Source organism: Acidovorax sp. SRB_24, assembly GCF_012931925.1.
Genome location: NZ_MWOM01000015.1, coordinates 18342 through 44810 on the forward strand (window position 1 = coordinate 18342; position 26469 = coordinate 44810).

A 26469-nucleotide genomic window follows, 5' to 3' on the forward strand; every position below is an offset into this window, starting at 1 on the left:
CACCGCATGCCCGGCCTGCAGGCCTACAGTGGGGGCTTCCCTAAGGAGGTTTCCATGCTGACCATTCGCAAATCCCAGGACCGCGGCCACGCCGACCATGGCTGGCTGCGCTCGTACCACAGCTTTTCTTTCGCGGGCTATTACGATCCGCTGCACATGGGCTTTGGCAACCTGCGCGTGATCAATGAAGACCGCATCGCTCCCGGCACCGGCTTTGGCGCGCACGGCCACCGCGACATGGAAATCATCAGCTACGTGCTTTCCGGCGAGCTGGCGCACAAGGACAGCATGGGCAACGTCAAGGGCATCCCGCCGGGCGACGTGCAGCGCATGAGCGCCGGCAGCGGCGTGGTGCACAGCGAGTTCAACCACGCGGCGGGCCAGACCACGCACTTCCTGCAGATCTGGATCGAGCCCAATGTGTCGGGCATCGAGCCCAGTTATGAGCAAAAACGTTTTCCCGAGGCCGAAAAGCGCGGTACCCTGCGCCTCGTGGCGTCGCCCGACAGCGCCCAAGGCTCGGTGCGCCTGCACGCCGATGCGGCCATGTATGCGGGTTTGTTCGACGGCGCCGAGACCGTTGACTTGGCGCTCGACCCGGCGCGCAAGGCCTATGTGCACTTGGTGCGCGGAACGCTGGAGGCCAATGGCCAGGCGCTGAAGGGGGGCGACGCCGCGCTGCTCGAAAACGAATCGCTTTTGCGCCTGGGCAACGCAAAAGATGCGGAAGTGCTAGTGTTTGATCTTGCGGCCTGACACCCCATCCCTTTTTTCCACAGAAGGAGTTGACCATGTTCGCATCCTTGCAAAACCCCTTGGCCCTCGCCGGCCGCCTGTTGCTGGCCCTGCTGTTCCTGCCCGCCGGCCTGGGCAAGATCACCGGCTTTGCGGGCACGGTGGGCTATATCGGCTCGGTGGGCATGCCGCTTCCCACGGTCGCCGCAGCGCTCGCGCTGGCCATTGAAGTGCTGGGCGGGCTGGCGCTGGTGCTGGGGTGGGGCACCCGCTTTGCCGCCCTGGTGCTGGCCTTCTTCACCCTGGTGGCCAGCTTTTACTTCCATGCCTACTGGGCTGTGCCGGCCGAGCAGCAAATGATCACGCAGCTGCTGTTCTTCAAGAACATCGCCGTGGTCGGTGGCCTGCTGGTGCTGGCTGCGTTCGGCCCGGGCGCCTGGAGCGTGGACAACGCGCGCGCCGGGCACAGAGTGCCTGCATAGCGGCCCGCGCACCGGGGATTGTTTTTGGTGCCTCTTAAAGGAGCTTGTGTGATGCGTACCCCATTGACCACCGCGTTCCAGGAGCGCCTGCCGTGAGCGTTTCCCTGCAACTGGCGGGGCACGAAAAGGACCTGGGCGGGGGCTTCACCGTGCGGCGCCTGCTGCCGGCGCTGCAGCGCCGCGCTGTGGGGCCGTTCGTATTTTTTGACCACTTTGGCCCCATCACGGTGGCGCCCAGCGACCAGTTCGATGTGCGCCCCCATCCGCACATCGGTCTGGCCACGGTCACCTATCTGTTCGAGGGCGCCATGCTGCACCGCGACAGCCTGGGCAGCGTGCAGCAGATCGAGCCTGGCGCCATCAATTGGATGACGGCGGGGCGCGGCATCGTGCATTCCGAACGCCGTCCCGAAGCGTTGGCAGCGAGCAGCCATGTCAACCACGGCATTCAGCTCTGGGCCGCGCTGCCCCTGGCGCACGAAGAAACCGAGCCCGCGTTTGCGCACACGCCGGCTGCCGCCATCCCCGAGGTGGTGGAGGGCGGCGCCACCGTGCGCGTGCTCATCGGCGCTGCGTTCGGCCAGACCTCGCCCGTGGCCACGTTCGCCCCGACGCTGTACCTGGACGTTCAACTGGCGCCAGGCGCCACGCTCGAACTGCCACCGCTGGCGCCTGAAATGGCGGTCTATGCGGTCGATGGCGGTTTGCACATCGCGGGCGAGGCCGTGGCAGCCCACACGTTGGCGGTGCTGGCGCCTGGTGGCGCCGTGCGGCTGCAGGCGCCCGCCCGCCAGGGCGTGCGCCTGGTGGTGATCGGCGGCGATGCGCTCGATGCGCCGCGCCACATCTGGTGGAATTTCGTCTCCAGCCGCAAGCAGCGCATCGTGCAGGCCGCTGGCGACTGGGAGCACCAGCGCATGGGCCAGGTGCCGGGCGACCACGAGTGGATTGCGTTGCCCGAGCGCCGGTTCAGGCCTTGATGCCCAAAATACGAATCAAATCGGCCTCTAGCGCTTGCCAGTCAAGCGCTTGAAGCTCACTTATCCATAGCGTTTTGCGCATTCGCCGACAGGTCGGTTTCCAGCACGCGGCGCTCGTCGAACACAAAGCAGCCGCCGTGGTAGTGGCCGCCATCGGTCTGTTCGAAGTACTTGAGGATGCCGCCTTCGAGCTGGTAGACATGCTCGACGCCTTCCTCGCGCATCAGGATGGCAGCTTTCTCGCAGCGGATGCCGCCAGTGCAGAAACTCACCACGGTCTTGCCGGCCAACTCGGCCTTGTGCTCGCGCAGCGCCGGCGGAAATTCGGTGAACTTGGTGATGCGCCAGTCGATGGCGCCGTCGAATGTGCCGGCGTCCACCTCGAAGTCGTTGCGCGTGTCCAGCGTCACCACGGGGCGGCCGGCGTCGTCGTGGCCCTGGGCCAGCCAGCGCCGCAGCGTGGGGGCATCGACCGAGGGCGCGCGGCCGCGGCCGGGTTCGATGGTCGGGTGGTCCATGCGGATGATCTCGCGCTTGACCTTGACCAGCATCTTGCGAAACGGCACCTGCGCGGACCAGCTTTCCTTAGGCTCCAGGTCGGCAAAGCGGGCGTCTTCGCGCAGCGCAGCGACGAAGCCGAGCACCGCATCGGCGGCGCCGGCGAGAAAGAAGTTGATGCCTTCGCCCGCCAGCAGGATGGTGCCTTTGAGCTGTGCCGCGACGGCACGGGCCAGCAGCAGCTCGCGCAGCGCCTGCGCATCGGGCAGGGACACGAACTTGTAGCAGGAGATGTTGAGGATCGGATTCACGGTGCAGTTCTCATGCAGGCCCGCACTGCGGGCGTGGAGGCTCGGGCGCACTCAGGACACGCGCACCAGCAGCGCGTCTTCTATCTTGTTGGCCAATTGCGCAATGGCCAGCGCTGCCGGGCAGCCTGGCGTGTGCAGCAGCAGCAGGTGGCGGCGCATGACCGCATCGCGCACGGCCGGGTCGGCAGGGATGTCGCCCATGTGGATCAGGCGCATGGAGCGGCCCGATTCGGTGGAGACGAAGCGGTCGAGCACCTGCTGCAGTTGTCCGGTGATGGCGCGGCCATCGCCCGGGCGCGCAGCCTGGTTGATGACCAGGCGCACATGCTGGCGTTTTTGCTGCAAGGCCAGCACCTTGATGGCCGCGTAGGCATCGGTCAGCGAGGTGGGCTCGGGCGTGGCCACGATCAGCACCTCGGAGGCCAGCGACACCGAAAACAGCACCACGTCGGAGATGCCGGCGCCGGTGTCGAGCAAGATCACGTCAAAGCGGGGCGCCAGGGTCTGAATCACCTGGAGCAGCTGGTTGCGCACTTCGGGCGTGAGGCGCGAATACTCGACCATGCCCGAGCCCGCCAGCAGCACAGAAAACCCGCCAGGGGCAGCGACCAGCGCATTTTCGAGCTGCGCCTTGCCGGTGAAAACGTCGTGCAGCGTGACTTTGGGGTGCAGGTTCAGCACCACGTCGAGGTTTGCCAGGCCCAGGTCGGCGTCGAGCACCAGCACCCGCTGGCCGCGCCGCGTGAGCGCGGTAGCGAGGTTCGCCGACACGAAGGTTTTTCCAACGCCGCCTTTGCCGCTGGTGATGGCAATGATGCGGGCGCCCTGTGGGGCGGGCGCAGGGGCGTGTCCCGCAGAGGGGCGGGTGGGGAGGGAGGGGGACGGCGCGTCACTCATCTCATCGCTTTCAGTAGGCGCTGTCGGTGGAAGTCAGGGGGGGCAGGTCGCCCCAGCCGGAAGGGGTGTAGAGCGGCCCGAACAGCAGGCTTTTCTCCTCGGCACTCACCGTGCTGTCGGGTGGGTCTTCCAGGCATACGCGGTTGCGCCCCTGGGATTTTGCCTTGTAGAGCTGCAGGTCGGCGCGGTCGGTCCACAGCGTGGTCGTGGAGCGTATCCACTGCAGTGCAAATGCGCCACCGACGCTCACCGTGACTTGCAGTTCGGTGTGGGCGTTGATGCGCACGGACGTGTCGGCCACCGCGCGCCGGATGCGCTCGGCGATCACGCGGCCAAAGCTGCCCTGGCAGGCCGGCAGCACCACGGCAAACTCCTCGCCGCCATAGCGCGCCAGAGTGTCCATGGGGCGCACGCAGCTGCTGAGGGTCTGGGCCACGGACTGCAGCACGGTGTCGCCGGCCAGGTGGCCGTAGGTGTCGTTGACGCGCTTGAAATTGTCGATGTCGAGCATCAGCAGCAAGGCCGCCTCGCCCGAGCGCGTCACGCGGTCGATTTCGCGCTCCAGCACCGAATAGAAATGGCGCCGGTTGGCCAGCCCGGTGAGCGGGTCGCGCAGCGACAGCTCGCACAGGCCATCGATCAGGTCCTGCAGATAGGCCTGGGGCGAACGCGCGTCCAGCGGTTTCCCGGCCTGCTCGACCAGCGCGCGGGCCGTGTCCAAGCGCAGCTCGCGCAGGTCGATGGGTTCAGGGGGGACGGTGTGCGGCACGGGTGAGCTGGGCAATGGCGCAAGTGTAACCGTGGCCCGGAAGCCTTACGCCGCCACGCCCGTTGCTGTTCCTTCGGCATCGGGTACGGGCAGTTGCTGCAGCGCCTGAAGGGCCTCGGTGTCCGAGCGGTACATGCGCAGGTGCGGGCCGGGCTGCAACACCTGGGCGCGGCGCAGGACCTGTTCGACCGGCAGTTTCAGGCCGCTGAGGTGCAGTGTGCAGTGGTGCATTTGCACCAAGGTCTGTAGCCGGGCAAAGGTTTCCACGCCGGTCACGTCGATGCGGTTGATGGGCAGCGCGAACAGGCAGACATGCTGAATGCCGGGCCGCTCGGCCAGCCGGTCCGAAACGCTGCGCTCGAGCGCATTGGCAGAGGCAAAGTCGAGCTCTGCGTCCATGCGCAGCGCCAGCACATGGTCTGCGAGCGGCGGCAACTGCCACAGGTGCCGGTCGCGCAGGCTGCCATCGGGGTGCAAGCCCACTTCAATGATGCGCGGATGCAGGCGCTGGTAGAGAAAATGGCTGAGGTTCAGCAGCAGGCCCGCCAGAACCCCCCAGTAAATGCGCGGGGCCGTCACCAGGGTGAGGCCGAAGGTGATGGCGCTGATGACCGCTTCCACGCGCGAGATGCGCCACAGCTTGGGCAGCATGGAGGGCTTGATGAGGCCGGTGATGGCCGTCACGACCACGGCGGCGAGCACCGCCTGCGGCACATGGTAGAGCGCGGGCATGAGCCACAGCAAAGCCACCAGCACGAGGGCGGTCGCAAACACCGTGGCCCAGCCGGTGCGCGCGCCGGCATACAGGTTGATGGCCGAGCGCGAAAACGAAGCGCTCGTGGCGAAACTGCCGCACAGGCCGGCACTGATCTTGGCCATGCCATGGGCGATCAGGTCCTGGTTCTCGTCCCAGCGTGTGCCGCCGCTTTGGTGGTCGACCTTGGCGCTGGAGGCGGTCTCCAGAAAGCTCACCAGCGTCACCACCAGCACCGGCATGACCAGCGCGCCCAGCGTGTCCCAGGTCAGGGCTCCGGGCCAGTACAGCTGTGGCAGCCCCGCAGGCAGAGCACCCACCACGGCGCCGCCGCGGCCGGCGAACCCGGTCGCCCAGCTCAGGGCGCCCGCTGCGCCCATGACCACGATCACGGCCGGAAACTGCGGCCACTGGCGCTTGGCGAGCACCAGCGCCGCCACACTGCCCAAACCATAGCCAGCGGCGCTCCAGTCGAACTGGGCCCACTGGGGCGCGCTCACCAGCGACTCCAGCGGCACGCGCAGGCCGGTCAACGCAGGCAGTTGCGATGCGAGGATCAGCAGGGCCGCCGCTTGCGTGAAGCCGCTGAGGACGGGCGAGGTGACGAGGTTCAGCAGCCAGCCAAAGCGCACCGCGCCCAGCACCAACTGCAGCAGCCCCGACAGCAGCGCGATCCAGGCCGCCAGGGCCACCCATTGCGCGCTGCCCGGCGCGGCCAGTCCCGTGAGCGAAGCGCCGATCAGCAAGCTGGTCAACGCGGTCGGGCCGACGCCCAGGCGCGTCGACGAACTCCACAGTACGGCCACGATGGCCGGCACGAGCGATGCATAGATGCCGGTCACCAGCGGCATGCCGGCCAGCGCCGCATAAGCCACGCCTTGCGGCACGAGCATCAGGCCCACCGTCATGCCGGCCCAGAACTCGCCCCGCAACATCTGGCGGTCTGGCCGGGGCCACGAAAGAAAAGGAAACCAACGGTGAAGGACGGCAACGCTCAACATGGTGCGTATTGTCGCGTGGCTGTCGCCCTGGTCCTACAGGCACTTCGGCGCTTTCCGACCAGCCGGGCTCCACCGATCTCCTAAAGTGCCGGAAGTTACATAAATAGGAGAAATACCATGCAAGAACGATCGGCTTTGCGCCATCCTGCGGCCGCCCGCATTGCCAACCTGCTGGCTGTCAGTGCCGTGGCCCTGGGGTTGGCGGCATGCGAGAAAATGAAGGAGCCCACGACCGGCCAGAAGATCGATTCGGCGCTGGAGCGGACCGAGCAAGCTGCGGCAGCAGCGAAGGCAGATGCCCAGAAGGCCATGCAGGCGGCGCAGGTGAAAGTGGAAGAGGGCGCAACCAAGGCAGAGGCGGCCGCGCGCGATGCGGAAGCTGCAGCGCGCCAGGCCGGCAATTCGGCCCTGGCCATGGCAGATGACGGAGCCATCACCGCCCAGGTGTCTTCGGGCTTGGCCAAGGACCCCGATCTCAGCGCATTGAAAATTGATGTGGACACGCACAACGGTGTGGTCACGCTCAAGGGGCCGGCCCCTTCCCAAGCGGCGAAGGACAGAGCGGCGACCATCGCCCAGGGCGTCAAGGGCGTGAGTTCGGTGCTCAACCAGCTGGATATCAAGCCGGGCTGAGGGGCGCAACGCGCCAGTTTGAGGCGGTGCCCTTGGGGCCGCCATTTCTGCGGCCGCCACGGGACGCTAACATCGCGGCATGCACGACTCTGCCCACGAACTGTCCACCCGCATCGTCCACCACGGCTACACCGCGCCGGCAGGTTTTGTGGCCCCCGCACCGGGCGTCTACAAGGCCTCTACCGTCATCTTTCCGAATGTGGCCGCCATGCGCACGCGCGAATGGAAGGATAAGAGCGGCTATACCTACGGCCTGCACGGCACACCGACCACGTTCGTCCTGGAAGAGCGCCTGTGCGAACTCGAGGGCGGCCTGCAGTGTGTGCTGGTGCCCAGCGGCTTGGCGGCCATTGCGCTCGTCTCGCTCGCGTTGCTCAAAACTGGCGACGTGGTGCTGATTCCCGACAATGCCTACGGCCCGAACAAGTCCATGGCCGAAGCCACATTGGCACAGTTTGGCGTGCGCCATATGCTGTACGACCCGCTCGACCTGGCCGATCTGGCCGCCAAGATCACCTCCGCCACGCGCTTGGTATGGCTGGAGGCGCCCGGCTCGGTCACCCTGGAATTCCCCGACCTGTGCGAAATGGTGCGCTTGTGCCGAGCCCGCGGAGTCCCTACGGCCTTGGACAATACGTGGGGGGCGGGGCTGGCGTTTGCGCCGTTCGACCTGGAGGGGGACGGCAGCGGCAACCTGGCCGTCGATGTGTCGGTGCATGCGCTGACCAAATACCCCAGCGGTGGCGGCGATGTGCTCATGGGCAGCGCCATCACGCGCAGCCCGGCGCTGCATTTGAAGATCAAGTTGTTGCACATGCACCTGGGTTTGGGGGTGGGCGCCAACGATGCCGAGGCGGTGCTGCGCTCTCTGCCCAGCATCGGTCTGCGCTACCGCGCGCACGACGTGGCGGCACGCGCCCTGGCGCGCTGGATGCAGCAGCAGGCGCCCGTAGCGCAGGTGCTGCACCCGGCTTTGCCCGAGTCACCGGGACACGCGCACTGGCAGGCGCTGTGCGGTGCCGCAAAGGGAGGCGATGGCGCGGCCGCGGGTTTGTTCAGTGTGGTCTTTGATGCGCGCTACTCGCAAGCGCAAGTGGATGCATTCTGCGATGGTCTGCGCCTGTTCAAGCTCGGCTACAGCTGGGGCGGTCCGATGAGCCTGGTCGTTCCCTACGAGCTCGCCAGCATGCGCAGCCAGCCTTGTGCGCACCTGCGCTCCGGTACGGTCGTGCGCTTTGCGGTGGGCCTTGAAGCCGTGGCGGATTTGCAGTGCGACCTGCAGCAAGCCATGCAAAGCGCCTTTGGCACCGCCTGAGGGCAAGCAGCGCACCGGGGCGTGGGGTTGATGGCGCCGCCCGGCGCCTCTCCAGACCAAGCTGTTACAGTGGCCCATCACTTTGGAGAGCACTTACCTTGGCAACACCCAACTACGGATACGAGAAACGACAGCGCGAGCTGGCCAAAAAGAAGAAGAAGGAAGAGAAGCTGCGGGCCAAGTCCGCTGCCGTGCGCAGGCCGGATGGCTATGCGCCTGAACAGCAGGACAGCGCCCCCGCCGGCGCGTCCGATGCTTCCGGGACCGGGCCGGGCAACCAACCCGGCTGAGCCGGTTTTCAGCGCAGCAGCTTGCGCAGCACGGGCCAGACGTTGTCCAGCATTTGCGGATGGGCTTCGGCCCGCGGATGGATGCGGTCGGCCTGGAACAGGGCAGTGGGGTTGGGTGCATCGGCAACACCCTTGAGCAGGAACGGCACCAGCGCCGTTTTGTTCTTCCGTGCCACGGTCTCGAACAGGCCGGCAAACTTTGCGGCGTAGTCGCTGCCATAGTTGGGCGGGACCTGCATGCCCACCAGCACCACCTTGGCCCCCGATTTTTGTGCTTCCTGCGCCATCCAAGCGAGGTTTTCCTCCGTGTTCTTGAGCGCCAGGCCGCGCAGCGCGTCGTTGGCGCCGAGCTCGATCACCACTACCGCCGGCCGGTGCTGCGCCAGCAGCGCTGCCAGACGCGCCCGCCCGCCCGACGTGGTGTCGCCGCTCACGCTGGCATTGACCACCCTGGCGGCCACGTTTTGCGCGGTCAGGCGCTTTTCGAGCAGCGCAACCCAGCCCGTGCCGCGCGCCAGGCCATATTCCGCACTCAGCGAGTCGCCCACGACCAAGATGGTCTGCGTGGCGGGCTGCGTCGCCGGGCCTGCCTTCGTGCCTTGCGCCAGGGCTGGCAGAACGCACAGCCCGGCAGCTGCCATGGCCAGGCTCCGGATAAAGTCGCGCCGATACGCGTTTTGATTCACAGTACAAGGCCTTTCATGTCCGAATTCTCCGCCGCACCCGCCACACCCATCATTGCGGTCGAGCATGTGTACAAATCGGTGACCGATTCCACTGGCACGCTCGACATTCTGCGGGATATCGATTTCCAGCTGGCACCGAGGGAAACCGTGGCCATTGTCGGCGCCTCGGGCTCGGGCAAGAGCACGCTGCTGTCGATCGTCGCAGGGCTCGACACGCCCACGCGCGGTACGGTGCGCCTGGACGGGCAGGACCTGTTCGCGCTCGACGAGGATGCGCGTGCCGCCCTGCGTGCGCAGAAGGTGGGCTTCGTTTTCCAGAGCTTTCAGCTCATGGGCAACCTCACGGCGCTGGAGAACGTCATGCTGCCGCTCGAACTGGCCAACCGCCGCGACGCGCGCAAGGCGGCCGCCGAGATGCTGGACCACGTGGGCCTGGGACAGCGTCTGGGGCACTACCCCAAGGTGCTCAGCGGCGGCGAGCAGCAGCGCGTGGCGCTGGCGCGTGCCTTTGTCGTGCAGCCCGCGGTGTTGCTGGCCGACGAGCCCACGGGCAGCCTCGACTTTGCCACCGGGGAGACCATCATGGAACTGATGTTCGAACTCAACCGCGAGCAGGGCACGACGCTGGTGCTGGTCACGCACGACCGGGGCATTGCGCAGCGTTGCGAGCGCTGCATCACCATCGAAGCGGGCCGCGCGAGGGCCTGACGCAGCGCGCCGGTCCGCACGGGTGCGGCGCGGCCAGGCTCAGCGCGCCAGCCTGCGTTCGGCGGCGCCGCAGGCGGCGGCGGTGAACAGCACGTCGGTGGACGAGTTCAATGCCGTCTCGGCCGAGTCCTGCAGGATGCCGATGATGAAGCCGATCGCCACCACCTGCATGGCCACATCGTTGGAGATGCCGAACAGGCTGCAGGCCAGGGGGATCAGCAGCAGCGAGCCACCGGCCACGCCCGAGGCGCCGCAGGCGCACACGGCCGACACCACGCACAGGAGGATGGCAGTGGGCAGGTCCACCGCGATACCCAGGGTGTTGGCTGCGGCCAGCGACAGCACGCTGATGGTGATGGCGGCGCCCGCCATGTTGATGGTGGCACCCAGAGGAATGGCAATGCTGTAGGTGTCTTCGTTGAGGCCCAGGCGCTTGGCCAGGGCCAGGTTGATCGGGATGTTCGCCGCCGAGCTGCGCGTGAAGAACGCTGTCACGCCGCTCTCGCGCAGGCAGGTCAGTACCAGCGGGTAGGGGTTGGTGCGCAGCATGGTAAACACGATCAGCGGGTTGACCACCAGCGCCACGAACAGCATGCAGCCGATCAGCACGGCCAGCAGGTGCACATAGACCCACAGCGCGCCCGCCCCCGCTTCGGCAAACGTGCTGGCCACCAGGCCCAGAATGCCCAGCGGCGCAAAGCGGATCACCACCTGGATGATGAGCGTGATACCGGCCGACAGGTCGGCCATCACTGCGCGCGTGCCGGCGCTGGCGTGGCGCATCGCCATGCCAAAGGCCACCGCCCAGGTCAGGATGCCGATGTAGTTGGCCTCCAGCAGCGCATGCACCGGGTTGTCCACGGCGTTGCGCACCAGCGCCAGCAGCACTTCCTCGATGTGCGCGGGCGCGTTGGCGGCGTCTGCCGGCGCCTGCAACACCAGCGTGGACGGAAACCACATGCTCGCGACCACCCCGACGATGGCGGCAGTCAGCGTGCCCACCAGGTACAGGACCAGCACGCCGCGCAGGTGCGTGGCTTCACCGGGCCGGTGGTTGCTGATGGCCGCAATCACCAAGATGAACACCAGCACGGGCGCCACCGCCTTGAGGGCAGAGATGAACAGGGTGCCCAGGATGGCCACCTGGGGCGTGGCGGCCGGGAAAGCCGTTGCCAGAACGATGCCGGCCAACAGGCCAAGCACGATTTGTGCGACCAGGCTCGTGCGCTGTAGCCAACGCAGCAGGGGGGTGAAAAACATGGTGATGGAAAAAAGAAAGGGCGGTTCGCAAGGCCTGCACGCTGTGCGTGCAAACCCCGGAGCCAGGTGGCAGTCAACGAAGAAAAGGTGGCGCGCCGCGCCACCCGCAAGAACCACCGCCGCAGGCTTCGAAGGTCCGAAGCAGCGCACCGGGGCGGCGTGGCTTGCGGGCGGGGAGAGGCGGCGATTTTATGCGAGGGCCTTTATCCCCGCGGACCGGCGGCGGCGCGGCACCGCCGCTGCCCGGATAATCGCCCCATGTCCTCCCCCAAAGTCCTGTTCGGCTTCCATGCCGTGGGCGTGCGTCTGAAGACCGCGCCCCAATCCATCATCGAGATCTACTACGAGGCCACGCGGCGCGACGCGCGCATGCGCCAGTTCCTGGACCGCGCCCGCGAGGCCGGCGCCCGCCTGATCGAAGCCGACAGCCTGCGCATCGCCAAACTGGCCGGCAGCCACGGCCACCAGGGCGTGGCCGCGCGCGTCGAGGCGGTGGCGCAGGTCACCTCGCTCGACGAACTGCTCGAAGACCTCGAAGCCGCCGGCACTGCGCAGCCGCTGCTGCTGGTGCTCGACGGCGTGACCGACCCGCACAACCTGGGGGCCTGCCTGCGCGTGGCCGATGGCGCCGGCGCGCACGCCGTGATTGCCCCCAAGGACCACGCCGTCGGCATCAACGCCACGGTGGCCAAGGTGGCCAGCGGCGCGGCCGAGACCATGCCCTATTTCATGGTGACCAACCTGGCGCGCACGCTCGGCGAGCTCAAGGAGCGCAACGTCTGGATCATCGGCACCAGCGACGATGCGCCCAAGACCATCTACCAGGTCGACCTGAAAGGCCCCGTGGCCCTGGTGCTGGGTGCCGAGGGCGATGGCATGCGCCAGCTCACGCGCAAGACCTGCGATGAACTGGTCAGCATCCCGATGAAGGGGGCCGTCGAGAGCCTCAACGTGTCGGTGGCCAGCGGCGTGTGCCTCTACGAGGCGTTGCGCCAGCGCTCCTGATGCCGCGTCACGCCTCCGCGCTGGCGTCGCTCAGGCTGGCCAGTGCGTCGCCGTCGAGCTGCAGTTGCACCGCGCCCACCAGTTCCTGCAACTGCGCGAGCGACGTGGCGCTGGCGATCGGCGCCGTGATGCCCGGCTGCGCCAGCTGCCACGCCAGCGCCACCTGGGCGGGTGTCGCCGCATAGCGCTCGGCCACCTGGTCCAGCGCGGCCAGGATGCGCAGGCCGCGCGCGTTGAGGTACTTGTCGGTGGTGTTCTTGCCGCGCACGCTCTTGGCTGCGTCGGCTGCGCTGCGGTACTTTCCGGTCAGAAAGCCTGCCGCCAGCGCATAGAAATTGATCACGCCCACCTGCTGCGCCACGCACAGCGGCTGCAGCGCGTTCTCGAACACGGCGCGGTCGCAGAGGTTGTAGAGCGGCTGCAGGCTTTCGTAGCGCGGCAGGCCCAGCTTCTGGCTGGTGTGCAGCGCTTCGAGCAGGCGCGGAGCGCTGTAGTTGGAGGCGCCAATGGCGCGCACTTTGCCGGCCTTGATGAGCTCGGCATAGGCTTCGAGCGTCTCGGACAGCGGCACGCTGGCATCGTCGTCGTGCGACTGGTAGAGGTCGATGTGGTCGGTCTGCAGGCGCTGGAGCGACGCCTCCACGGCCTGGCGGATGTACTCGGGGCGCAGGCCGTGCTTGCCGCCGCCCATGTCCTTGCCGACCTTGGTGGCAAGCACCACACGGTGGCGCTGGCCGCATTTTTGAAGCCATTTGCCAATCATGGCTTCGGACTCGCCACCGACGTGCCCGGGCGCCCAGCGCGAATACACGTCGGCGGTGTCGATGAAGTTGAACCCCGCGTCCAACCATGCGTCGAGCAGCGAGAACGCGGTCGCCTCGTCCACCGTCCAGCCAAACACGTTGCCGCCAAAGCACAGCGGCGATACCTGCAGGCCCGAGCGGCCCAGGGAGCGAAGTTGCATGGGGTTCTCCTTGCGTGGGTTGTGCGGGACCGAGCGCCCGCCAGACGCCATTGTTGCCGCGCATGCGCGTGGGCCGGACACAGGACAGCGGGGTGCTGCTGCTGTCAGGCCGCGAATTCGCGGACCTGGACAATTACCTAGAATCGCCCATGAAATTTTTTATCCGACTCTTTTTCAAGACCCTGCGCACCGTCCTGGGCCCGGTGATGCTGCTGAGGGAAATGCTGACCCGGCCCCGGGGCCTGGTGCGCTCGCAGGCCGCGCAAGACCGCGTGGACCTGGCGTGCCGCAGCCTGGCGTTGTACCAGTACAAGACCTGCCCTTTTTGCATCAAGGTCAGGCAGGAAATGCGCCGCCTGTCGCTGAACATTGGGCGCGTTGACGCGCAGCACGCGGGCCCGGATCGGACCGAGTTGCTGGAGCGCGGCGGCCAGGCCAAGGTGCCCTGCCTGAAGATCACCGACGCCGCCGGCGCCAGCCGCTGGCTCTACGATTCGGAAAAAATCATCGCCCACCTGCGCGGCCTCGGATAAATCTCCACGCGCCTAGATCCAGCCCATCGCCCCCAGCAACGCGCCCGCGCCCAGCATCCACAGCAGGTGCAGCCGCGTGCGCCACACCAGCAGCATGGTGGCTGCGGTGAGCAGCCACAGCGGCCAGTCGCTGGCCAGCTGGCCTTGGGCGCGGCCCAGCACCCAGGCGGTGGCCATGACCAGGCCGATCACGATGGGCGCCATGCCCTGCTTGAAGGCGCGCACGCCGCGGCGCTCGCGGTGCTTGTGCGCCCAGCGCGTGGCCAACCAGGTCAGGGTGGAGCTGGGCACCATGATCCCCAGCATGCACACCGCCATGCCCAGCAGCCCGTACAGCCACCCCATGGCGCCGGTGCCGCCGGCGTTCAGGCCCACGTTCCAGCCCAGCAGCGCGATGAACAGCACGTTCGGCCCGGGCGCGGCCTGCGCCAGGGCGATGCTGGCGTTGAACTGCATCTCGCTCAGCCAGCCCTGGCGTTCGACCAGTAGGCGGTGCATTTCGGGCGCGGTGGCGATGGCGCCGCCCACGGCCAGCAGCGACAGCGACAGAAAGTAGACAAAGAGGTTGAGCCAGTCGAGAGGCTGCAGCACCAGGCCGGTCATGGCGCGAGCTTTCGCCAGCTGAGCGCGCACGCTGCGCTGCCCAGCCCCAGCAGCACCCATGGCAGCGGCACGCGCAGCAAGGCCATGGCGGCAAACGTGGCAGCGGCAAAGGCCGCGCTTTGCAGCGGCCCCAGCGGGTGCAGGCGCAGCGCGGACAGCAGTTTGAGCCCGGTGCCCGCGATCAGCCCTGCCGCCACGGCGCCCATGCCGCGCAGCGCGCCCGCCACAGCCGGGTGCGTCGCCCACTGCGCATAGAGCACGGCAATGGCCAGCACCAGCGCCAGCGGAAAGGTGACCATGCCGGCCAATGCCGCCATGGCGCCGCGCAGGCCGAAGTAGCGGTCGCCGATCATGATCGACAGGTTGACCACGTTGGGCCCGGGCATCACCTGGGCCACGGCCCATTCTTCGATGAATTCCTCGTTCGTCATCCAGCGCTTGTGTTCGACCAGTTCGCGCTGCACTACCGCCATCACGCCGCCAAAGCCCTGCAGGGCCAGCCAGGTGAAGGACCAGAACAGGTCGGCGGGGTTGCGCGGCCGGGGCCGCTCGCCAATGCAGGGAAAAGGGGCTTCGAGAGCAGCCGTGGAGGGCAATGGCACTGGCATAAAAAGAACGAGATCAGTCTCAAATGTAATGGTGGACAGCGCTGATAGCTATCAAATAAGGAGTAAGTTCCGGGATCCCCCGCACGCTGGCGTGTTTGAGGCCAATGGTACGTCGGAAGCCGCGAGCGCTGGCCCTGCAGGCATCGCGAACCGCGATGCAGTCATCGGCAGGGCTGATGGCCAGGGTGGGCGTGAGAGGCATGCTGCGCCTCGGATTTGCACGCAGGCTTCTAAGATGCAGCGTGCGCCCCAAAAAGCGCGCCATCGGTTTTCAAGCCAAGCACATCAAGGGAGACACACAATGAAACTGGTTCGTTATGGGCAGCCCGGCGCCGAGCGCGCGGGCCTGGTGGATGCGCAGGGCGTGTTGCGCGACCTGTCGATGTTGCTGCCCGACCTGGGGCCGGCGCAACTGGGCCCGCGCACGCTGTCGGCCCTGGCCGCCATCGACGCCAGCCGCCTGCCGGCCGTGGACGGCACCCCGCGCCTGGCCTGCCCCGTGGCCGGCGTGGGCAAGATCGTCTGCGTCGGCCTCAACTATGCCGACCACGCGCTGGAGGCCGGCATGCCGACACCGGCCGAACCCGTGCTGTTCATGAAGGCCATCACCGCGCTCAGCGGCCCCAACGACCCGGTGCGCATTCCGCCGGGCGCGCAAAAGACCGACTGGGAGGTCGAGCTGGGCATCGTCATCGGCACCCGCGCCAGCCGCATCGCCGAGGCCGACGCGCTCGCCCACGTCGCCGGCTATGTGCTGGCCAACGACGTGTCGGAGCGCAGCTACCAGATCGAGCGCGGCGGCCAATGGGACAAAGGCAAGGGCTGCGACACCTTCGCCCCCATCGGCCCCTGGCTGGCCACGGCCGACGAAGTGCCCGACCCGCACGCCATCGCGCTGTGGCTGGAGGTGAACGGCCGGCGCATGCAAGACGGCCACACGCGCAACTTCATCTTCGGCGTGCCCTCGGTGCTGGCCTACATCAGCCAGTTCATGACGCTGGAGCCCGGCGACATCGTGCTCACCGGCACGCCCGCCGGCGTCGGCCTGGGCCAGAAGCCCGCACCCTGGTTCCTGAAAGCCGGCGACACCATGCGCCTGGGCGCCACTGGCCTGGGCGAGCAGACGCAGGTCTGCGTGGGAAGCTAAGGTAAGGAGGTGAGCGCTGCCGCCCCGTGTTTTTCCGGTGGTAGCGCCAGCCATGCAAGCCAAAAAAACGCACAGGACGCGAGGTCTGGTGCGCGGTGTTCCAGGCCGCAGGCGACAGGCAGATCGCTGCCGCGCGCCGGGGCGTTTTAAAAAACGCCAAAAAGCATCAGCAGCAGAACGACGGTCAGTGGAACGCCAAGAATCCAGAGGATCACGGGCATGGATATCTCCTGATAGGTTGGTGGGAATGCGTTCACTGTAGAGGTGGCCTGCAGGCGCGCAGGTGGGCGGACTCCGTGTCGCGCCGTAGCCCCATGCCTACAGGCGCGGCGATTGCCGTGTAGCGCCCGACATCCATATCAGCATTTGACCGACACGGTGGCGCGCATTCCTGCCGCACCATCGCAGCACGCGCGCTTGACCGTGTGGCAACGGCATGGGGCTTTTGCGATGGGCGGCGCCCTCGAAGGACCGGTCATGTTGTCTTCGCTTTTTTCCGTGCGCTGCACGACCGCCGTGGTCATGGCGGCCACGGCGTGCGGGTGCTCCATGGCCGCTCCGGACGCCGGCGCGGCACCCGATGCGCCCGTGGGTGTCGGGCCGCATCCACGGCTGCCCGCGCCCGAGAAAAGCCTCCTGCCCACCGTCAACATCGCCCCCGCGCTGGGCTGGCCGCAGGGCCAGGGCCCCCAGGCCATGGCGGGCCTGACGGTGACGGCGCTGGCCCGCGGGCTAGACCATCCACGCTGGGTCTATGTCTTGCCCAATGGCGACGTGCTGGTGGCCGAGAGCAACAAGCCCGACAAGCCCACCGATGCCGACAAGGACAACAAGGGCATCAAGGGCTGGGTGATGGGCAAGGTCATGAAGCGCGCCGGTGCCGGCGTGGCATCGGCCGACCGCATCACACTGCTGCGCGACACCAATGGCGATGGTGTGGCCGATACGCGCAGCGTCTTTTTGCAGAACCTGCGCTCGCCCTTTGGCATGGCGCTGGTCGGCAACGACTTCTATGTCGCCACCACCGAGTCCGTACTCCGTTTTCCGTACACCGAGGGCCAGACCCGCATCACCGCCGCGCCCACCCTGTTGACCGATTTGCCCGGCGGCAACATCAACCACCACTGGACCAAGAGCCTGATTGCCAGCCGCGACGCCACGAAGCTCTATGCCACCGTGGGATCGAACAGCAACATTGGCGAAAACGGCATGGCGGCCGAAGAGGGCCGTGCCGCCATCTGGGAAATCGACCGCACCAGCGGCGCAAAGCGCCTGTTTGCCAGCGGCCTGCGCAACCCCAACGGCATGGACTGGGCTTCCGACACCGGCGCGCTGTGGACGGTGGTGAACGAGCGCGATGAGCTCGGCAACGATTTGGTGCCCGACTACCTCACGTCCGTCAAAGACGGCGCGTTTTACGGCTGGCCCTACAGCTATTTCGGCCAGCACGTGGACGAGCGCGTCAAGCCCCAGCGGCCCGACCTGGTGGCCAAGGCGATTGCGCCCGACTACGCGCTGGGCAGCCATGTGGCCCCGCTGGGCATGGCATTTGCCCAAGGCCAGGCGCTTGCGCCGCAGCTCGCCAGCGGTGCCTTCATTGGCGAACACGGCTCGTGGAACCGCAAACCCCTGAGCGGCTACAAGGTGGTGTTTGTGCCCTTTGACAAGGGCCAGCCCAGCGGCCTGCCCCTGGACGTGCTCACGGGATTTTTGAGTGAAGACGGCAAGGCCTTTGGCCGCCCTGTGGGCGTGGCGATCGACCCGCGTGGCGCGCTGCTGGTGGCCGACGATGTCGGCAATGTGGTCTGGCGCGTCACCGGCGGCCAGTTCAACGCCAACGCATCGGCTGCCAGCGCCGCACAGCCCGGCAAACGCTGAGCCACAGCGCAGGCCGCCGCGAATGGGTAAGGCACCGATGCTGCGGCCTGCCCCGTGCCCGCCTGAGCCTCTGTTTGCGCCGCTGGGGCGGGTTCTTGCGCGCTCTGCGAACGGTGGCCACCGCCGTTCGGCGGCAGGCGCGGTGGGGCTCCCATGGCGGTAGAGCCCGCCACCGTCGGGTTCATGGTGATCGGCGCGCTGCTGATTGCCATGACCATGGGCAACTCGCTGATCGCGCGCTTGCCGGTCAGCGCGTCCATGCTCTACCTGCTGGTCGGCGTGGGGCTGGGGCCTGCGGGTCTGGGCCTGCTGGTGCTTGATCCGTTCCAGGATGACCGCGCGCTGATCGAGCGGCTGACCGAAATTGCCGTGCTGATCTCGCTGTTCACTGCCGGCCTCAAGCTGGATTTGCCGCTGCGCGACCCGCGCTGGCGCATCCCGGTGCGCTTGGCGACGGTGTCGATGGGCATCAACGTGGGGGTCGTCACGGCGCTGGGGTACGGGCTGCTGGGCTTGTCACTGGGGGCGGCCGTGGTGCTGGCGGCCATCTTGTCGCCCACCGACCCGGTGCTGGCGTCCGATGTGCAGGTGGCCCGGGGCGGCGACCGCGACCGCCTGCGCTTTGGCTTGACCGGCGAGGGCGGGCTCAACGATGGCACCGCCTTTCCGTTCGTCATGCTGGGGCTGGGCCTGCTGCATGTGCACGACCTGGGCACGGGAGGCTGGCGCTGGTGGGCGGTGGACGTGGTGTGGGCCGCGGCTGGCGGCCTGGCCATCGGCTATGCACTGGGCGCCCTGGTCGGGCGCGCGATTCTGGTTTTGCGCACGCGCCACCACGAAGCGCTCGGGGCCGACGAATTCCTCGCACTGGGCCTGATTGCGCTGGCGTACGGCGTGGCGCTGTGGCTCAACGCCTACGGTTTTTTGGCGGTGTTTGCCGCCGGCCTGGCACTGCGCCGGCTCGAACCCGTGGCGCAGGCTGCGCCGGTGGCCGCGCGCGTGCGCAAGAGCCCTGCGGGGGCGCCAGTGTCGGCAGAACACGCCCCCACCGCGGAGGGCGCCGACGTGCCCGAGCAGCTCATGCGTGCCGTGGCCCGCTTCAACACCGAACTCGAGCACGTGGCCGAGGTGGCCGTGGTGCTGGTGGTAGGTGCGCTGTTGACCTGGGTGCAATGGGACTGGCGCATGCTGTGGTTCGTGCCCCTGCTGTTCGTGCTGGTGCGGCCGCTGGCCGTGGTCAGCGGGCTGTGGGGCGCGCCCGTGGCACGCCCGCAGCGGCGCCTGATCGCCTGGTTCGGCATTCGCGGCATTGGCTCGGTGTACTACCTGGTGTATGCCATCGGCCACGCGCTGGAGCCGGCGCTGGCGCGCCAGCTGCTGTCCATCACGCTCACCGTCGTCGTCGCCTCCGTGGTGCTGCACGGCATCTCGGTCACGCCGCTGATGCAGCGCTACGAAAAGCGGCGCAAGCACGCTCGCCACCGCTCGCGCTCCGGCAAGCGCGGCGAATAGTGCGCAGCCGCGGATGGCACGGCGGTGCTAGCGGCCGGCGACGAGCCAAGGCAGCGCGCACTCGCCGCCCCTGTTCTTGTGTTTATGAATGAAAAAGGCCTTTTGATCAATGCAGGAATGCGCTTGTAGCTATGAATATAATAGCTTTCAGCGCGCCCGGGATCAGCCCTTCACCGCGTCCCCCCGTTCGATCGCAAAGTCGCCCGGCATCACCACTCCCTGTCTCTCCGCGTCTTCGCTGTGTCCGAGCCCGCGGGGACGCCGCCTACCCACCGCCACCGCCCGCGCTTGACGGAGGCTCCCTGTGGCCCCTAACCTGCCGGGCTCCACACGACGAAAGACCGCATGACCTCCGCCACCCGCCGCCGGCACCTGGAGCGCCACCGCAGCGACCGCATTGGCTGGCTGCGCGCCGCCGTGCTGGGCGCCAACGACGGCATCGTCTCCACCGCGAGCCTCGTGGTGGGCGTGGCGGCGGCGCAGGTCAGCCCGTCTGCCATCGTCATGACGGCGGTGGCGGGCCTTGTGGCCGGTGCCATGTCGATGGCGGCGGGCGAATACGTGTCGGTGCACTCGCAGGCCGATACCGAAAAAGCCGACCTCGACCGCGAACGCCGCGAGCTGGCGGCCGACCCGCTGGCCGAAGAGCGCGAGCTGGCCACCATCTACGAGCGCCGCGGCCTGGACGCCGCGCTGGCGCAGCAGGTGGCCCGGCAGCTCATGGCGCACGACGCGCTGGGCGCGCACGCGCGCGACGAGCTTGAAGTCTCCCCGGCCCTGGCCGCCCGCCCGGTGCAGGCCGCGCTGACGTCGGCTGCCAGCTTTGCCGCGGGCGCCGCCTTGCCCCTGTTGGTGGCGGTCGCGGCGCCGGCGGGCAGCCTGCTGGTCTGGGTGCCCGGCACCGCGCTGGTCTTTTTGGCCCTGCTCGGCGCCATGGCCGCGCGCACCGGCGGCGCCAGCCAGGGGGTGGGCGCATGGCGCGTGACCTTCTGGGGCGCGCTCGCCATGGCCATCACAGCCGGCGTCGGGGCGCTGTTCGGGGCGTCGGTGGGATGAGGGCGCCGTGCCCGTCAGAATATGTACCGAAATGGGCTCTAGCGCATGCTGGGTAAGCGTTGATAGCTGCAAATAGAGAAGCGCTTGCTGCGCTCACACCGCGCCCGGGTTGCCCTCGGCGGAGGACGAGGCGTCCACGCCGCCGCGCTGGCCGAGGGGGGCGCCGCCGGACTGGATGAAGTCCTGCACCGCCGCGCGCAGGTGGCGCGGCACGGCGACCAACTCCAGGCCGAGCACGCGGGCCATTTCCTGCAGGGTGGACAGGCGCGGGTCCAGGCTGCCGCCTTCGAGCCGCTGCACGGTCATGCGGCTGAGGCCGGCGCGTTCGGCCAGTTCGGCCTGGGTGAGGTGGTGGGCCTTGCGCGCTCGGGCCAGGCTGGGAATGAGATCGGGGTCCATGTGCAGTTTTATACGCTTTTTGTGCCCAGGGCGCAGACCACCTGCCAGCCATGGCCCCGGTACCGAGATGGCATGGTTCAGCCCGTATGCCTGCCTCAGTCGAGCGCGTCTGCGCCGATGGCGCTGCAGGTGGCGAGGTCGGATTCGCTGGTTTGGGGCAGCTGGCGATCCGCGTCGCGCAGGGCGGTGCGCAGGCCTTCCTCCAAGACGGGGTGGTAGAAGGGCATGCCCAGCAGCTGCGCCACGGTGAGCTGTTGGGCCATGGCCAGGGCCAGCAGGTGGGCCAGGTGCTCGCCGGCCGGGGCGCAGAGCTCGGCGCCCAGCAGGCGGCCGCTGGCCTGGTCGGCATAGACGTTCAGGCGCCCTGCGTTGCGCTGGCCAACGCGCGCGCGGCCCTGGCGGGCAAAGTCCACGCTGCCGGTGACGAACACCAGGCCGTCCTGCTGTTGCAGCGCCGTCAGGCCCTGGCCGACCACGGCGGCATTGGGCTCGGAGAACACGATAGCCAGCGGCGTGCGGCGCTGAAAGCAGCGCGGCGCGGGCGCCATGGTATTCATGCCGGCAATGTGCCCTTCATCCGCCGCTTCGTGCAGCAGGGGCCGGTGGTTGTGTGCGTCTCCGGCCAGGTACACGGGCAGGTCGGCCACCTGCAGGCTCTGCGGGTTGACGGGGGGCATGCCGTGCTTGTCGAGCGCCACGCCGAGCGTTTCCAACCCCAGGCCGGCGAGCTGGGGGCGCCGGCCGATGGCGACCAGCACCTGGTCGACCACGGTGCGCTGCGTGCCGCTGCGCACTTCGATGCCGCCGTCGACGGCATGCAGCGTGGCTTGGGCGCCGACGTGCAGCGTGAATTCGCCCTGTAGCGCCTCGCGCAGCGCGGCGTTGACCGACGCGTCGCTCAGCCCGGCGAGCAGGTCGCGTGTGGCGTAGCCGTGCACCTCTACCCCCAGGCGGGCGAGTGCCTGCGCCATCTCCAGGCCCAGCGGACCCATGCCGACCACGGCCATGCGCGGGCCCAGCGTGGTCTGCTCGAACAGCGTATCGGTGGTGAGCACGCGCGCACCCAGCGCTTGCCACTCGGGCGGCAGCACGGGCCGCGATCCCGGCGCCAGAACGACGCTTTTGGCGCTGTAGGTCTGGCCGTTGACCTGCACCTGCGTGGGGCCGAGCAGGCGCGCGCGGCCGGCCACGCTGCGTGCGCCCAGCGCGTCGGTGATGCCCACCGTGCCGGCCACGAAGCTGTCGCGCAGCGTGCGCACACGGCGCAGCACGGCAGGCAGATCGGCCGCCAGGGCCGCGCCGCCGGTGATGCCGAACTCTTCGAAGCTGTGGCGGCGATGGAAGGCGTCGGCCGCCTCGATCAGCAGCTTGGACGGCATGCACCCCACGCGCGCGCAGGTGGTGCCGTAGGGGCCGTCGTTGACGATGAGGAAACGGTCGGTGCGCTTGCGCACCTCGCGCAGCGCGGCCAGGCCGGCCGAGCCGGCGCCGACGATGACCGCGTCGAGGGGGGCGTTGTCCATGGGTTGTCTCCGAAAGCACGGCAAGGCGCCAGTGTGGCGCAGGCAATGGCGCTGCGGTGTAGGCGAAGGGCAGGTCTGCACGGGCACGGCCAGGCTGCAGATCCACTTCAGAGTTCCTGCGCTGGATGGACGGGTTTTTGGCTCGTATCGCTTACAGGGTAAGCGCTTAAAGCTATCTTTTAGATAGCAGAATATTCCGCCACACGGAGGCCCGTTTGCGCGGCCTTGGCTGAGCGCTCTTGCAGGTTGGCGCGCACAAAAGATTCGAACTGCTCGGGCAGCAGCGGTCGGCTGTAGTGGTAGCCCTGCACTTCGTCGCAGCCGCGCGCGCGCAGAAAGGCCAGTTGCTCGGCGGTTTCCACGCCTTCGGCGATGGTGGCCATGCCCAGGCTGTGGGCCATCTGGACGATGGCGGTGGCGATGGCCTGGTCGTCCGGGTCGGTGCCGATGTCGCGCACAAAGGACTGGTCGATCTTGAGCTTGTTGATCTTGAAGCGCTTGAGGTAGTTCAGCGACGAGTAGCCGGTGCCAAAGTCGTCGATGGACAAACGGACGCCGCGCTGGCGCAATTCCCGCATTTTCTGGGCCGCGACTTCTGGCGCTTTCATGGCCACGGCTTCGGTCAGTTCCAGCTCTAGGCCTTCGGCGGGCACGCCGGTGCGCTCCAACAGTTCTCCGACCAGTTCGGGCAGGCCGGGCTGCCCGAACTGGACGGCCGAGAGGTTGACCGCCATGGTCATCATGGGCAGGCCGCCATCCAGCCAGGCGCGCAGCTGATGCAGCGCGGTGTTCAATACCCATTCACCCATTGGAACGATGAGCCCGCTGGCCTCGGCCAGCGGAATGAATTCCGCCGGCGACACGGCGCCCCATTGCGGGTGGTTCCAGCGCAGCAGGGCTTCGGCACCCACGACGCTGCCGTCCTTGAGCGCTATCTGCGGCTGGTACACCAGGTGCAACTCGCCCCGGTGCAGGGCCTGCTTGAGGGCGTTGCCCAGGGCCAGCGCACGCGCGGAATGCACTTGCATCTCGGGCGTGAAGAAGCGGTAGTTGTTGCGCCCGTCGTCCTTGACGCGGTACATGGCGGTCTCGGCATTCTTGAGCAGGGCTTCAAGGTGGTCGCCGTCGTCGGGGAAGATGGCGATGCCGATCGATGCGGTCAGGAACACCTCGTGCCCCGACACCAGCATCGGTTGTGCAAGCGCGTCCAGCAGGCGGACGCAGAGCTTGGCCGCCTCGCCCTGGCCAGTGTGGGGCAGCAGGGCGACAAAATCATCGCCCGAGTGGCGCGACAGGGTGTCGTGGTCTTGCAGGCTTGAGCGCAGGCGGTGGGATATTTCCAGCAGCAGCAGGTTGCCTCCGTTGTGCCCCAGCGAATCGTTCACGTCCTTGAAGCGGTCAAGGTCGATCCACAGCACCGCCAGGGTTGCGCTTTGGCGGATGGCGTACTGAAACCGGGTGTCCAGCAGCGTGCGGTTGGGCAGGCCGGTGAGTTGGTCGTAGTGTGAGAGCCGCTGGATGCGTTCGGCCGCCCGCTTCATTTCGGTCACGTCTTCTTTGTGCGCGAGGTAGTTCGTCACCACGCCTTCGGCGTTGCGCACCGGGTAGATCAGCACCGATTCAATGAATTCGCGCCCGCTTTGGCTGCGGTTGACCAGTTCGCCCTGCCAGGGTTTGCCTTGTGTCAACTCGGCCCACATGCTGCAATAGGTGGATGCGGGGGTCTTGCCCGACTGCAGCAGGCGCGGGTTCTTGCCCAGCACCTGCGCTGCCGTGTATTCGCTGGTGCGCGTGAAGGCGTCGTTGACGAACTCGATGCGCGCCTGCAGGTCGGTGATGACGATGGGGACCGGGCTTTGCGACACCGCCTGCGACAGAGTGCGCATGGCCTCTTCATTGTGCCTGCGCCGGGTGATGTCGCGCGGTATGACCACGAAACGCTGTCCTTGCCCCGGGTGCAGGGCCTTTCGTGCCACGGACAGTTCAAACCAGCGTGTGCCGTCGGGCACCTGCAACGCAACGATGCGGCCGCGGGAGAACCCGTGCTGGCGTGCCTCGTTCAGAGCGGCCAGGGCGATCCGGGCGTCTGCGGGAGGAAGAATGTCCTGGACGGTTTTGCCGAGCAAACGGCGGGACGGAGCGAGCAGGTGGCCGGCGTGGCCGGTGCGCACATCCAGGGTGCGTCCCTCGTCGTCGAACTCGAGCAGCGGGTCTGGCAGGGCGTCCAGTGTGGCCTGCAACTGCCTCTGCGAAGCGCGCAGCAGGGCATAAGGGTGCTGCACCGTTTCGCCAAAAGCGGCGCGGTACAGAAAGGCGTAGGCCAGTATCTTGTAGAGGTGGCCGGCCAGGTTGTAGATGTCGGTGACGCCGGCGTAGCGTGTGAAGAGGAACTCGCTTTGTGCCATGACGCACGCCGCCGCGAACAGGCCGCTGGCGTTGAAGCTGCGCGGCAGGCGCATGTGCCACAGCAGCAGGGCGGCCGCGGCCAGGTTCAGCGCCATCAACGCATACTCAAAGAAAATTTTGAAGGCGGTGAGCCCCTCTCCGGGCACGAAGGTGTTGGGCAGCAGGTGCGGGTCAAAGAAAAACAGGCCGTGCAGTGCAGTGACCAGCAGCAGCACCAGGGCCACCATCAGCACAGGCAAGGCGCGCGGCTGCGAGGCGCTCGCGGTCCAAGGCAGCCAGGCCACCGCGATCAAGGCCAGCGCGCTCAGCAGCCGTGCCGCCAGCCAGTAGCGAATGGCTTTTTCGGGGGAGTTGGGGGTGATGAAGGCCGGCATGCCCTCGTAAGACAGCATGTGGGCAAAGTCGAGCAGGCCCACGCCCAGGAACGCGCAGGCCAGCAGCAATGCGTTGCGTGGCAACTGCTCGTGCCGCGCGCTCCAGACCACGCCAAACGTGAGTCCGGCCACCACGATCGCCAGCGTCTCCAGCGCCATGTGCAACGGCAGATAGTGCGCCACGCCCTTGGTGCCCGGCAGGGACGGCAGCCAGCAGATCGCCAGCAGCAGCACCAAGAATGTGCCCACGGCACGGAAGGTGTGGCGGGCTTCAGGTTGGTGGCTGGGATGGGTCAGCATGGACTGGCGGGTTCGTTGCGCTGAACCGACGAAGTGAGTTTGCGCGAAAGTGTAGTGCGCGAAACAAATTGTTATTTGTCCGCGCTCAATCCGGTGCGTCGGTCCAGCCGACACGGCCCTGGCCGTGGTCGTTGACGCGCTGCACGAAGCCGTGAGCCTGTGCCTCGGGCAGGCGCAGTTGCAGCGTGACGAGCGAGCCGTGCCGCACGTCCAGCAGCGTGGCGCCGGCGGCTTCCACCTCGCGGCGCAGCAGCCCTTCGAGCGCATAGGGCACCAGGCATTGCAGCGTTGCCATGCGCTGCAGCGGCACCTTGTCTGCTGCCAGCAGGGCCTGGGCCACGGCGTCGGTGTAGGCGCGCACCAGGCCGCCCGCACCGAGCTTGACGCCGCCAAAGTAGCGCACCACCGTGGCCTGCACGCCGTCGAGGTCGTGGTGGCGCAGCACATCGAGCATGGGGCGCCCGGCGGTGCCGCCGGGTTCGCCGTCGTCCACCGCCGCTGACTGGCCGCCCGCCATCAGCGCCCAGCAGATGTGCGCCGCGCCCGGGTGCTGCTTCCAGAGCGCATCGACATGGGCCTGGGCCGCGGCCCGGTCGGCCATGGGTTGGACGCAGCCGATGAAGCGGCTTTTCTTGATGGTGAGGTCGCTGTGGGTGGGGGCGGAGACGGTGAAAGGCATGGGCGGGCGAGCTTAACGCAGGGGCCTGTGCGCGCAGCCCGGCACCCTGCTGCGAAAGACGGCGACAGTGAAGCAGCCTTTGGCGGTGTGGTGGCGCCTTGTCGGGCCGGAGCGCATGATCTGCTCCCTTCAGGCCGCTGCGGCGGGCTGGTTCTGCGCAGCG

At 67.7% G+C, this 26469-nt stretch carries 26 protein-coding genes; 13 read left to right on the plus strand and 13 right to left on the minus strand.

Annotated elements, in window-relative coordinates; translation table 11 throughout:
- Positions 1 to 54 precede the first annotated feature (54 nt).
- The 3 genes from B2J89_RS07470 to B2J89_RS07480 all read left to right on the plus strand — a co-directional run bounded on the left by B2J89_RS07470 (position 55) and on the right by B2J89_RS07480 (position 2197).
- Positions 55 to 756 carry a pirin family protein gene (locus B2J89_RS07470; protein ID WP_169168518.1) on the plus strand — a complete coding sequence of 234 codons (702 nt, stop codon included), beginning with the start codon at positions 55 to 57 and terminating at the stop codon, positions 754 to 756.
- Between the two features lie 35 nt (positions 757 to 791).
- The gene (locus tag B2J89_RS07475) at positions 792 to 1217 is read left to right on the plus strand and encodes a DoxX family protein (RefSeq protein WP_169168519.1); all 426 of its coding nucleotides are present in this window, start codon (positions 792 to 794) and stop codon (positions 1215 to 1217) included.
- Positions 1218 to 1309: 92 nt separating this feature from the next.
- The gene (locus B2J89_RS07480; protein WP_169168520.1) at positions 1310 to 2197 is read left to right on the plus strand and encodes a pirin family protein; all 888 of its coding nucleotides are present in this window, start codon (positions 1310 to 1312) and stop codon (positions 2195 to 2197) included.
- A 56-nt stretch (positions 2198 to 2253) separates the two neighbouring features.
- Here the strand turns inward: B2J89_RS07480 and B2J89_RS07485 are convergent, their stop codons facing one another.
- From B2J89_RS07485 to B2J89_RS07500, 4 genes are read right to left on the minus strand one after another with little or no spacing between them, the layout of a single operon-like run.
- Complete coding sequence (locus B2J89_RS07485; protein WP_169168521.1) at positions 2254 to 3006, minus strand: sulfurtransferase; 753 nt, start codon at positions 3004 to 3006, stop codon at positions 2254 to 2256.
- 51 nt (positions 3007 to 3057) lie between these two features.
- Positions 3058 to 3903 (minus strand): MinD/ParA family protein, encoded by an 846-nt coding sequence (locus B2J89_RS07490; protein ID WP_169168522.1) that lies wholly within the window; start codon positions 3901 to 3903, stop codon positions 3058 to 3060.
- A 10-nt stretch (positions 3904 to 3913) separates the two neighbouring features.
- Entirely contained in the window at positions 3914 to 4672 is a 759-nt protein-coding gene (locus B2J89_RS07495; protein WP_206041316.1) for a diguanylate cyclase, read from the minus strand.
- A 45-nt stretch (positions 4673 to 4717) separates the two neighbouring features.
- A complete protein-coding gene (locus B2J89_RS07500; RefSeq protein WP_205763744.1) occupies positions 4718 to 6427 on the minus strand; it encodes a SulP family inorganic anion transporter in 1710 nt (569 codons plus the stop codon).
- 117 nt (positions 6428 to 6544) lie between these two features.
- On the opposite strand from B2J89_RS07500, the gene B2J89_RS07505 reads away from it, so the two are divergent.
- From B2J89_RS07505 to B2J89_RS07515, 3 genes are all read left to right on the plus strand, one after another.
- Positions 6545 to 7060: a BON domain-containing protein gene (locus B2J89_RS07505; protein ID WP_169168523.1), complete on the plus strand. Its 516-nt coding sequence runs from the start codon at positions 6545 to 6547 to the stop codon at positions 7058 to 7060.
- Positions 7061 to 7139: 79 nt separating this feature from the next.
- The gene (locus B2J89_RS07510; protein WP_169168524.1) at positions 7140 to 8375 is read left to right on the plus strand and encodes a PLP-dependent transferase; all 1236 of its coding nucleotides are present in this window, start codon (positions 7140 to 7142) and stop codon (positions 8373 to 8375) included.
- Positions 8376 to 8473: 98 nt separating this feature from the next.
- Entirely contained in the window at positions 8474 to 8665 is a 192-nt protein-coding gene (locus tag B2J89_RS07515) for a hypothetical protein (protein WP_169168525.1), read from the plus strand.
- 8 nt (positions 8666 to 8673) lie between these two features.
- Here B2J89_RS07515 and B2J89_RS07520 read toward each other — a convergent pair whose 3' ends face one another.
- Positions 8674 to 9306 (minus strand): arylesterase, encoded by a 633-nt coding sequence (locus tag B2J89_RS07520; protein ID WP_169168526.1) that lies wholly within the window; start codon positions 9304 to 9306, stop codon positions 8674 to 8676.
- A 60-nt stretch (positions 9307 to 9366) separates the two neighbouring features.
- On the opposite strand from B2J89_RS07520, the gene B2J89_RS07525 reads away from it, so the two are divergent.
- Complete coding sequence (locus B2J89_RS07525; RefSeq protein WP_169168527.1) at positions 9367 to 10059, plus strand: ABC transporter ATP-binding protein; 693 nt, start codon at positions 9367 to 9369, stop codon at positions 10057 to 10059.
- Between the two features lie 39 nt (positions 10060 to 10098).
- On the opposite strand, the gene sstT is transcribed toward B2J89_RS07525, so the two are convergent.
- Positions 10099 to 11319 carry a serine/threonine transporter SstT gene (gene sstT, locus B2J89_RS07530; RefSeq protein WP_169168528.1) on the minus strand — a complete coding sequence of 407 codons (1221 nt, stop codon included), beginning with the start codon at positions 11317 to 11319 and terminating at the stop codon, positions 10099 to 10101.
- A gap of 258 nt (positions 11320 to 11577) precedes the next feature.
- On the opposite strand from sstT, the gene rlmB reads away from it, so the two are divergent.
- A complete protein-coding gene (rlmB, locus tag B2J89_RS07535) occupies positions 11578 to 12324 on the plus strand; it encodes a 23S rRNA (guanosine(2251)-2'-O)-methyltransferase RlmB (protein ID WP_169168529.1) in 747 nt (248 codons plus the stop codon).
- Between the two features lie 7 nt (positions 12325 to 12331).
- Here the strand turns inward: rlmB and B2J89_RS07540 are convergent, their stop codons facing one another.
- Positions 12332 to 13288: an aldo/keto reductase gene (locus B2J89_RS07540; RefSeq protein ID WP_169168530.1), complete on the minus strand. Its 957-nt coding sequence runs from the start codon at positions 13286 to 13288 to the stop codon at positions 12332 to 12334.
- A gap of 149 nt (positions 13289 to 13437) precedes the next feature.
- Here B2J89_RS07540 and B2J89_RS07545 point away from each other — a divergent pair, with 149 nt between their 5' ends.
- Entirely contained in the window at positions 13438 to 13821 is a 384-nt protein-coding gene (locus B2J89_RS07545) for a glutaredoxin domain-containing protein (protein WP_169168531.1), read from the plus strand.
- Between the two features lie 12 nt (positions 13822 to 13833).
- Here the strand turns inward: B2J89_RS07545 and B2J89_RS07550 are convergent, their stop codons facing one another.
- On the minus strand, positions 13834 to 14424 hold the full coding sequence (locus tag B2J89_RS07550) for a chromate transporter (RefSeq protein ID WP_169168532.1): 591 nt from the start codon (positions 14422 to 14424) through the stop codon (positions 13834 to 13836).
- Positions 14421 to 15032 (minus strand): chromate transporter, encoded by a 612-nt coding sequence (locus tag B2J89_RS07555; protein WP_169168533.1) that lies wholly within the window; start codon positions 15030 to 15032, stop codon positions 14421 to 14423. Before B2J89_RS07555 ends, B2J89_RS07550 begins: the two co-directional genes overlap by 4 nt.
- 301 nt (positions 15033 to 15333) lie before the next feature.
- Here B2J89_RS07555 and B2J89_RS07560 point away from each other — a divergent pair, with 301 nt between their 5' ends.
- The 4 genes from B2J89_RS07560 (at position 15334) to B2J89_RS07575 (ending at position 20625) form a co-directional block, all read left to right on the plus strand.
- Positions 15334 to 16179: a fumarylacetoacetate hydrolase family protein gene (locus B2J89_RS07560; protein ID WP_169168534.1), complete on the plus strand. Its 846-nt coding sequence runs from the start codon at positions 15334 to 15336 to the stop codon at positions 16177 to 16179.
- A 477-nt stretch (positions 16180 to 16656) separates the two neighbouring features.
- A complete protein-coding gene (locus tag B2J89_RS07565) occupies positions 16657 to 18057 on the plus strand; it encodes a sorbosone dehydrogenase family protein (RefSeq protein WP_371809048.1) in 1401 nt (466 codons plus the stop codon).
- A gap of 153 nt (positions 18058 to 18210) precedes the next feature.
- A complete protein-coding gene (locus B2J89_RS07570; protein ID WP_169168535.1) occupies positions 18211 to 19569 on the plus strand; it encodes a sodium:proton antiporter in 1359 nt (452 codons plus the stop codon).
- Between the two features lie 345 nt (positions 19570 to 19914).
- Positions 19915 to 20625, plus strand: coding sequence for a VIT family protein (locus B2J89_RS07575; RefSeq protein WP_169168536.1), 711 nt, complete (start codon positions 19915 to 19917; stop codon positions 20623 to 20625).
- Between the two features lie 93 nt (positions 20626 to 20718).
- Here B2J89_RS07575 and B2J89_RS07580 read toward each other — a convergent pair whose 3' ends face one another.
- From B2J89_RS07580 to B2J89_RS07595, 4 genes are all read right to left on the minus strand, one after another.
- Positions 20719 to 21024 (minus strand): helix-turn-helix transcriptional regulator, encoded by a 306-nt coding sequence (locus B2J89_RS07580; protein ID WP_169168537.1) that lies wholly within the window; start codon positions 21022 to 21024, stop codon positions 20719 to 20721.
- Between the two features lie 95 nt (positions 21025 to 21119).
- A complete protein-coding gene (locus B2J89_RS07585) occupies positions 21120 to 22547 on the minus strand; it encodes a dihydrolipoyl dehydrogenase (RefSeq protein WP_169168538.1) in 1428 nt (475 codons plus the stop codon).
- 179 nt (positions 22548 to 22726) lie between these two features.
- Positions 22727 to 25627, minus strand: coding sequence for an EAL domain-containing protein (locus tag B2J89_RS07590; protein WP_169168539.1), 2901 nt, complete (start codon positions 25625 to 25627; stop codon positions 22727 to 22729).
- A gap of 85 nt (positions 25628 to 25712) precedes the next feature.
- Entirely contained in the window at positions 25713 to 26306 is a 594-nt protein-coding gene (locus B2J89_RS07595) for a YigZ family protein (RefSeq protein WP_169168540.1), read from the minus strand.
- Positions 26307 to 26469: the final 163 nt, after the last annotated feature.

Coding starts and splice junctions, on each gene's coding strand:
- B2J89_RS07470 (WP_169168518.1), top strand. CDS start 55: ATGCTGACCATTCGCAAATCCCAGGACCGCGGCCACGCCGACCATGGC.
- B2J89_RS07475 (WP_169168519.1), top strand. CDS start 792: ATGTTCGCATCCTTGCAAAACCCCTTGGCCCTCGCCGGCCGCCTGTTG.
- B2J89_RS07490 (WP_169168522.1), bottom strand. CDS start 3,903: ATGAGTGACGCGCCGTCCCCCTCCCTCCCCACCCGCCCCTCTGCGGGA.
- B2J89_RS07500 (WP_205763744.1), bottom strand. CDS start 6,427: ATGTTGAGCGTTGCCGTCCTTCACCGTTGGTTTCCTTTTCTTTCGTGG.
- B2J89_RS07505 (WP_169168523.1), top strand. CDS start 6,545: ATGCAAGAACGATCGGCTTTGCGCCATCCTGCGGCCGCCCGCATTGCC.
- B2J89_RS07510 (WP_169168524.1), top strand. CDS start 7,140: ATGCACGACTCTGCCCACGAACTGTCCACCCGCATCGTCCACCACGGC.
- B2J89_RS07520 (WP_169168526.1), bottom strand. CDS start 9,306: ATGGCAGCTGCCGGGCTGTGCGTTCTGCCAGCCCTGGCGCAAGGCACG.
- B2J89_RS07525 (WP_169168527.1), top strand. CDS start 9,367: ATGTCCGAATTCTCCGCCGCACCCGCCACACCCATCATTGCGGTCGAG.
- sstT (WP_169168528.1), bottom strand. CDS start 11,319: ATGTTTTTCACCCCCCTGCTGCGTTGGCTACAGCGCACGAGCCTGGTC.
- rlmB (WP_169168529.1), top strand. CDS start 11,578: ATGTCCTCCCCCAAAGTCCTGTTCGGCTTCCATGCCGTGGGCGTGCGT.
- B2J89_RS07540 (WP_169168530.1), bottom strand. CDS start 13,288: ATGCAACTTCGCTCCCTGGGCCGCTCGGGCCTGCAGGTATCGCCGCTG.
- B2J89_RS07545 (WP_169168531.1), top strand. CDS start 13,438: ATGAAATTTTTTATCCGACTCTTTTTCAAGACCCTGCGCACCGTCCTG.
- B2J89_RS07550 (WP_169168532.1), bottom strand. CDS start 14,424: ATGACCGGCCTGGTGCTGCAGCCTCTCGACTGGCTCAACCTCTTTGTC.
- B2J89_RS07555 (WP_169168533.1), bottom strand. CDS start 15,032: ATGCCAGTGCCATTGCCCTCCACGGCTGCTCTCGAAGCCCCTTTTCCC.
- B2J89_RS07560 (WP_169168534.1), top strand. CDS start 15,334: ATGAAACTGGTTCGTTATGGGCAGCCCGGCGCCGAGCGCGCGGGCCTG.
- B2J89_RS07565 (WP_371809048.1), top strand. CDS start 16,657: ATGTTGTCTTCGCTTTTTTCCGTGCGCTGCACGACCGCCGTGGTCATG.
- B2J89_RS07570 (WP_169168535.1), top strand. CDS start 18,211: ATGGCGGTAGAGCCCGCCACCGTCGGGTTCATGGTGATCGGCGCGCTG.
- B2J89_RS07575 (WP_169168536.1), top strand. CDS start 19,915: ATGACCTCCGCCACCCGCCGCCGGCACCTGGAGCGCCACCGCAGCGAC.
- B2J89_RS07580 (WP_169168537.1), bottom strand. CDS start 21,024: ATGGACCCCGATCTCATTCCCAGCCTGGCCCGAGCGCGCAAGGCCCAC.
- B2J89_RS07585 (WP_169168538.1), bottom strand. CDS start 22,547: ATGGACAACGCCCCCCTCGACGCGGTCATCGTCGGCGCCGGCTCGGCC.
- B2J89_RS07590 (WP_169168539.1), bottom strand. CDS start 25,627: ATGCTGACCCATCCCAGCCACCAACCTGAAGCCCGCCACACCTTCCGT.
- B2J89_RS07595 (WP_169168540.1), bottom strand. CDS start 26,306: ATGCCTTTCACCGTCTCCGCCCCCACCCACAGCGACCTCACCATCAAG.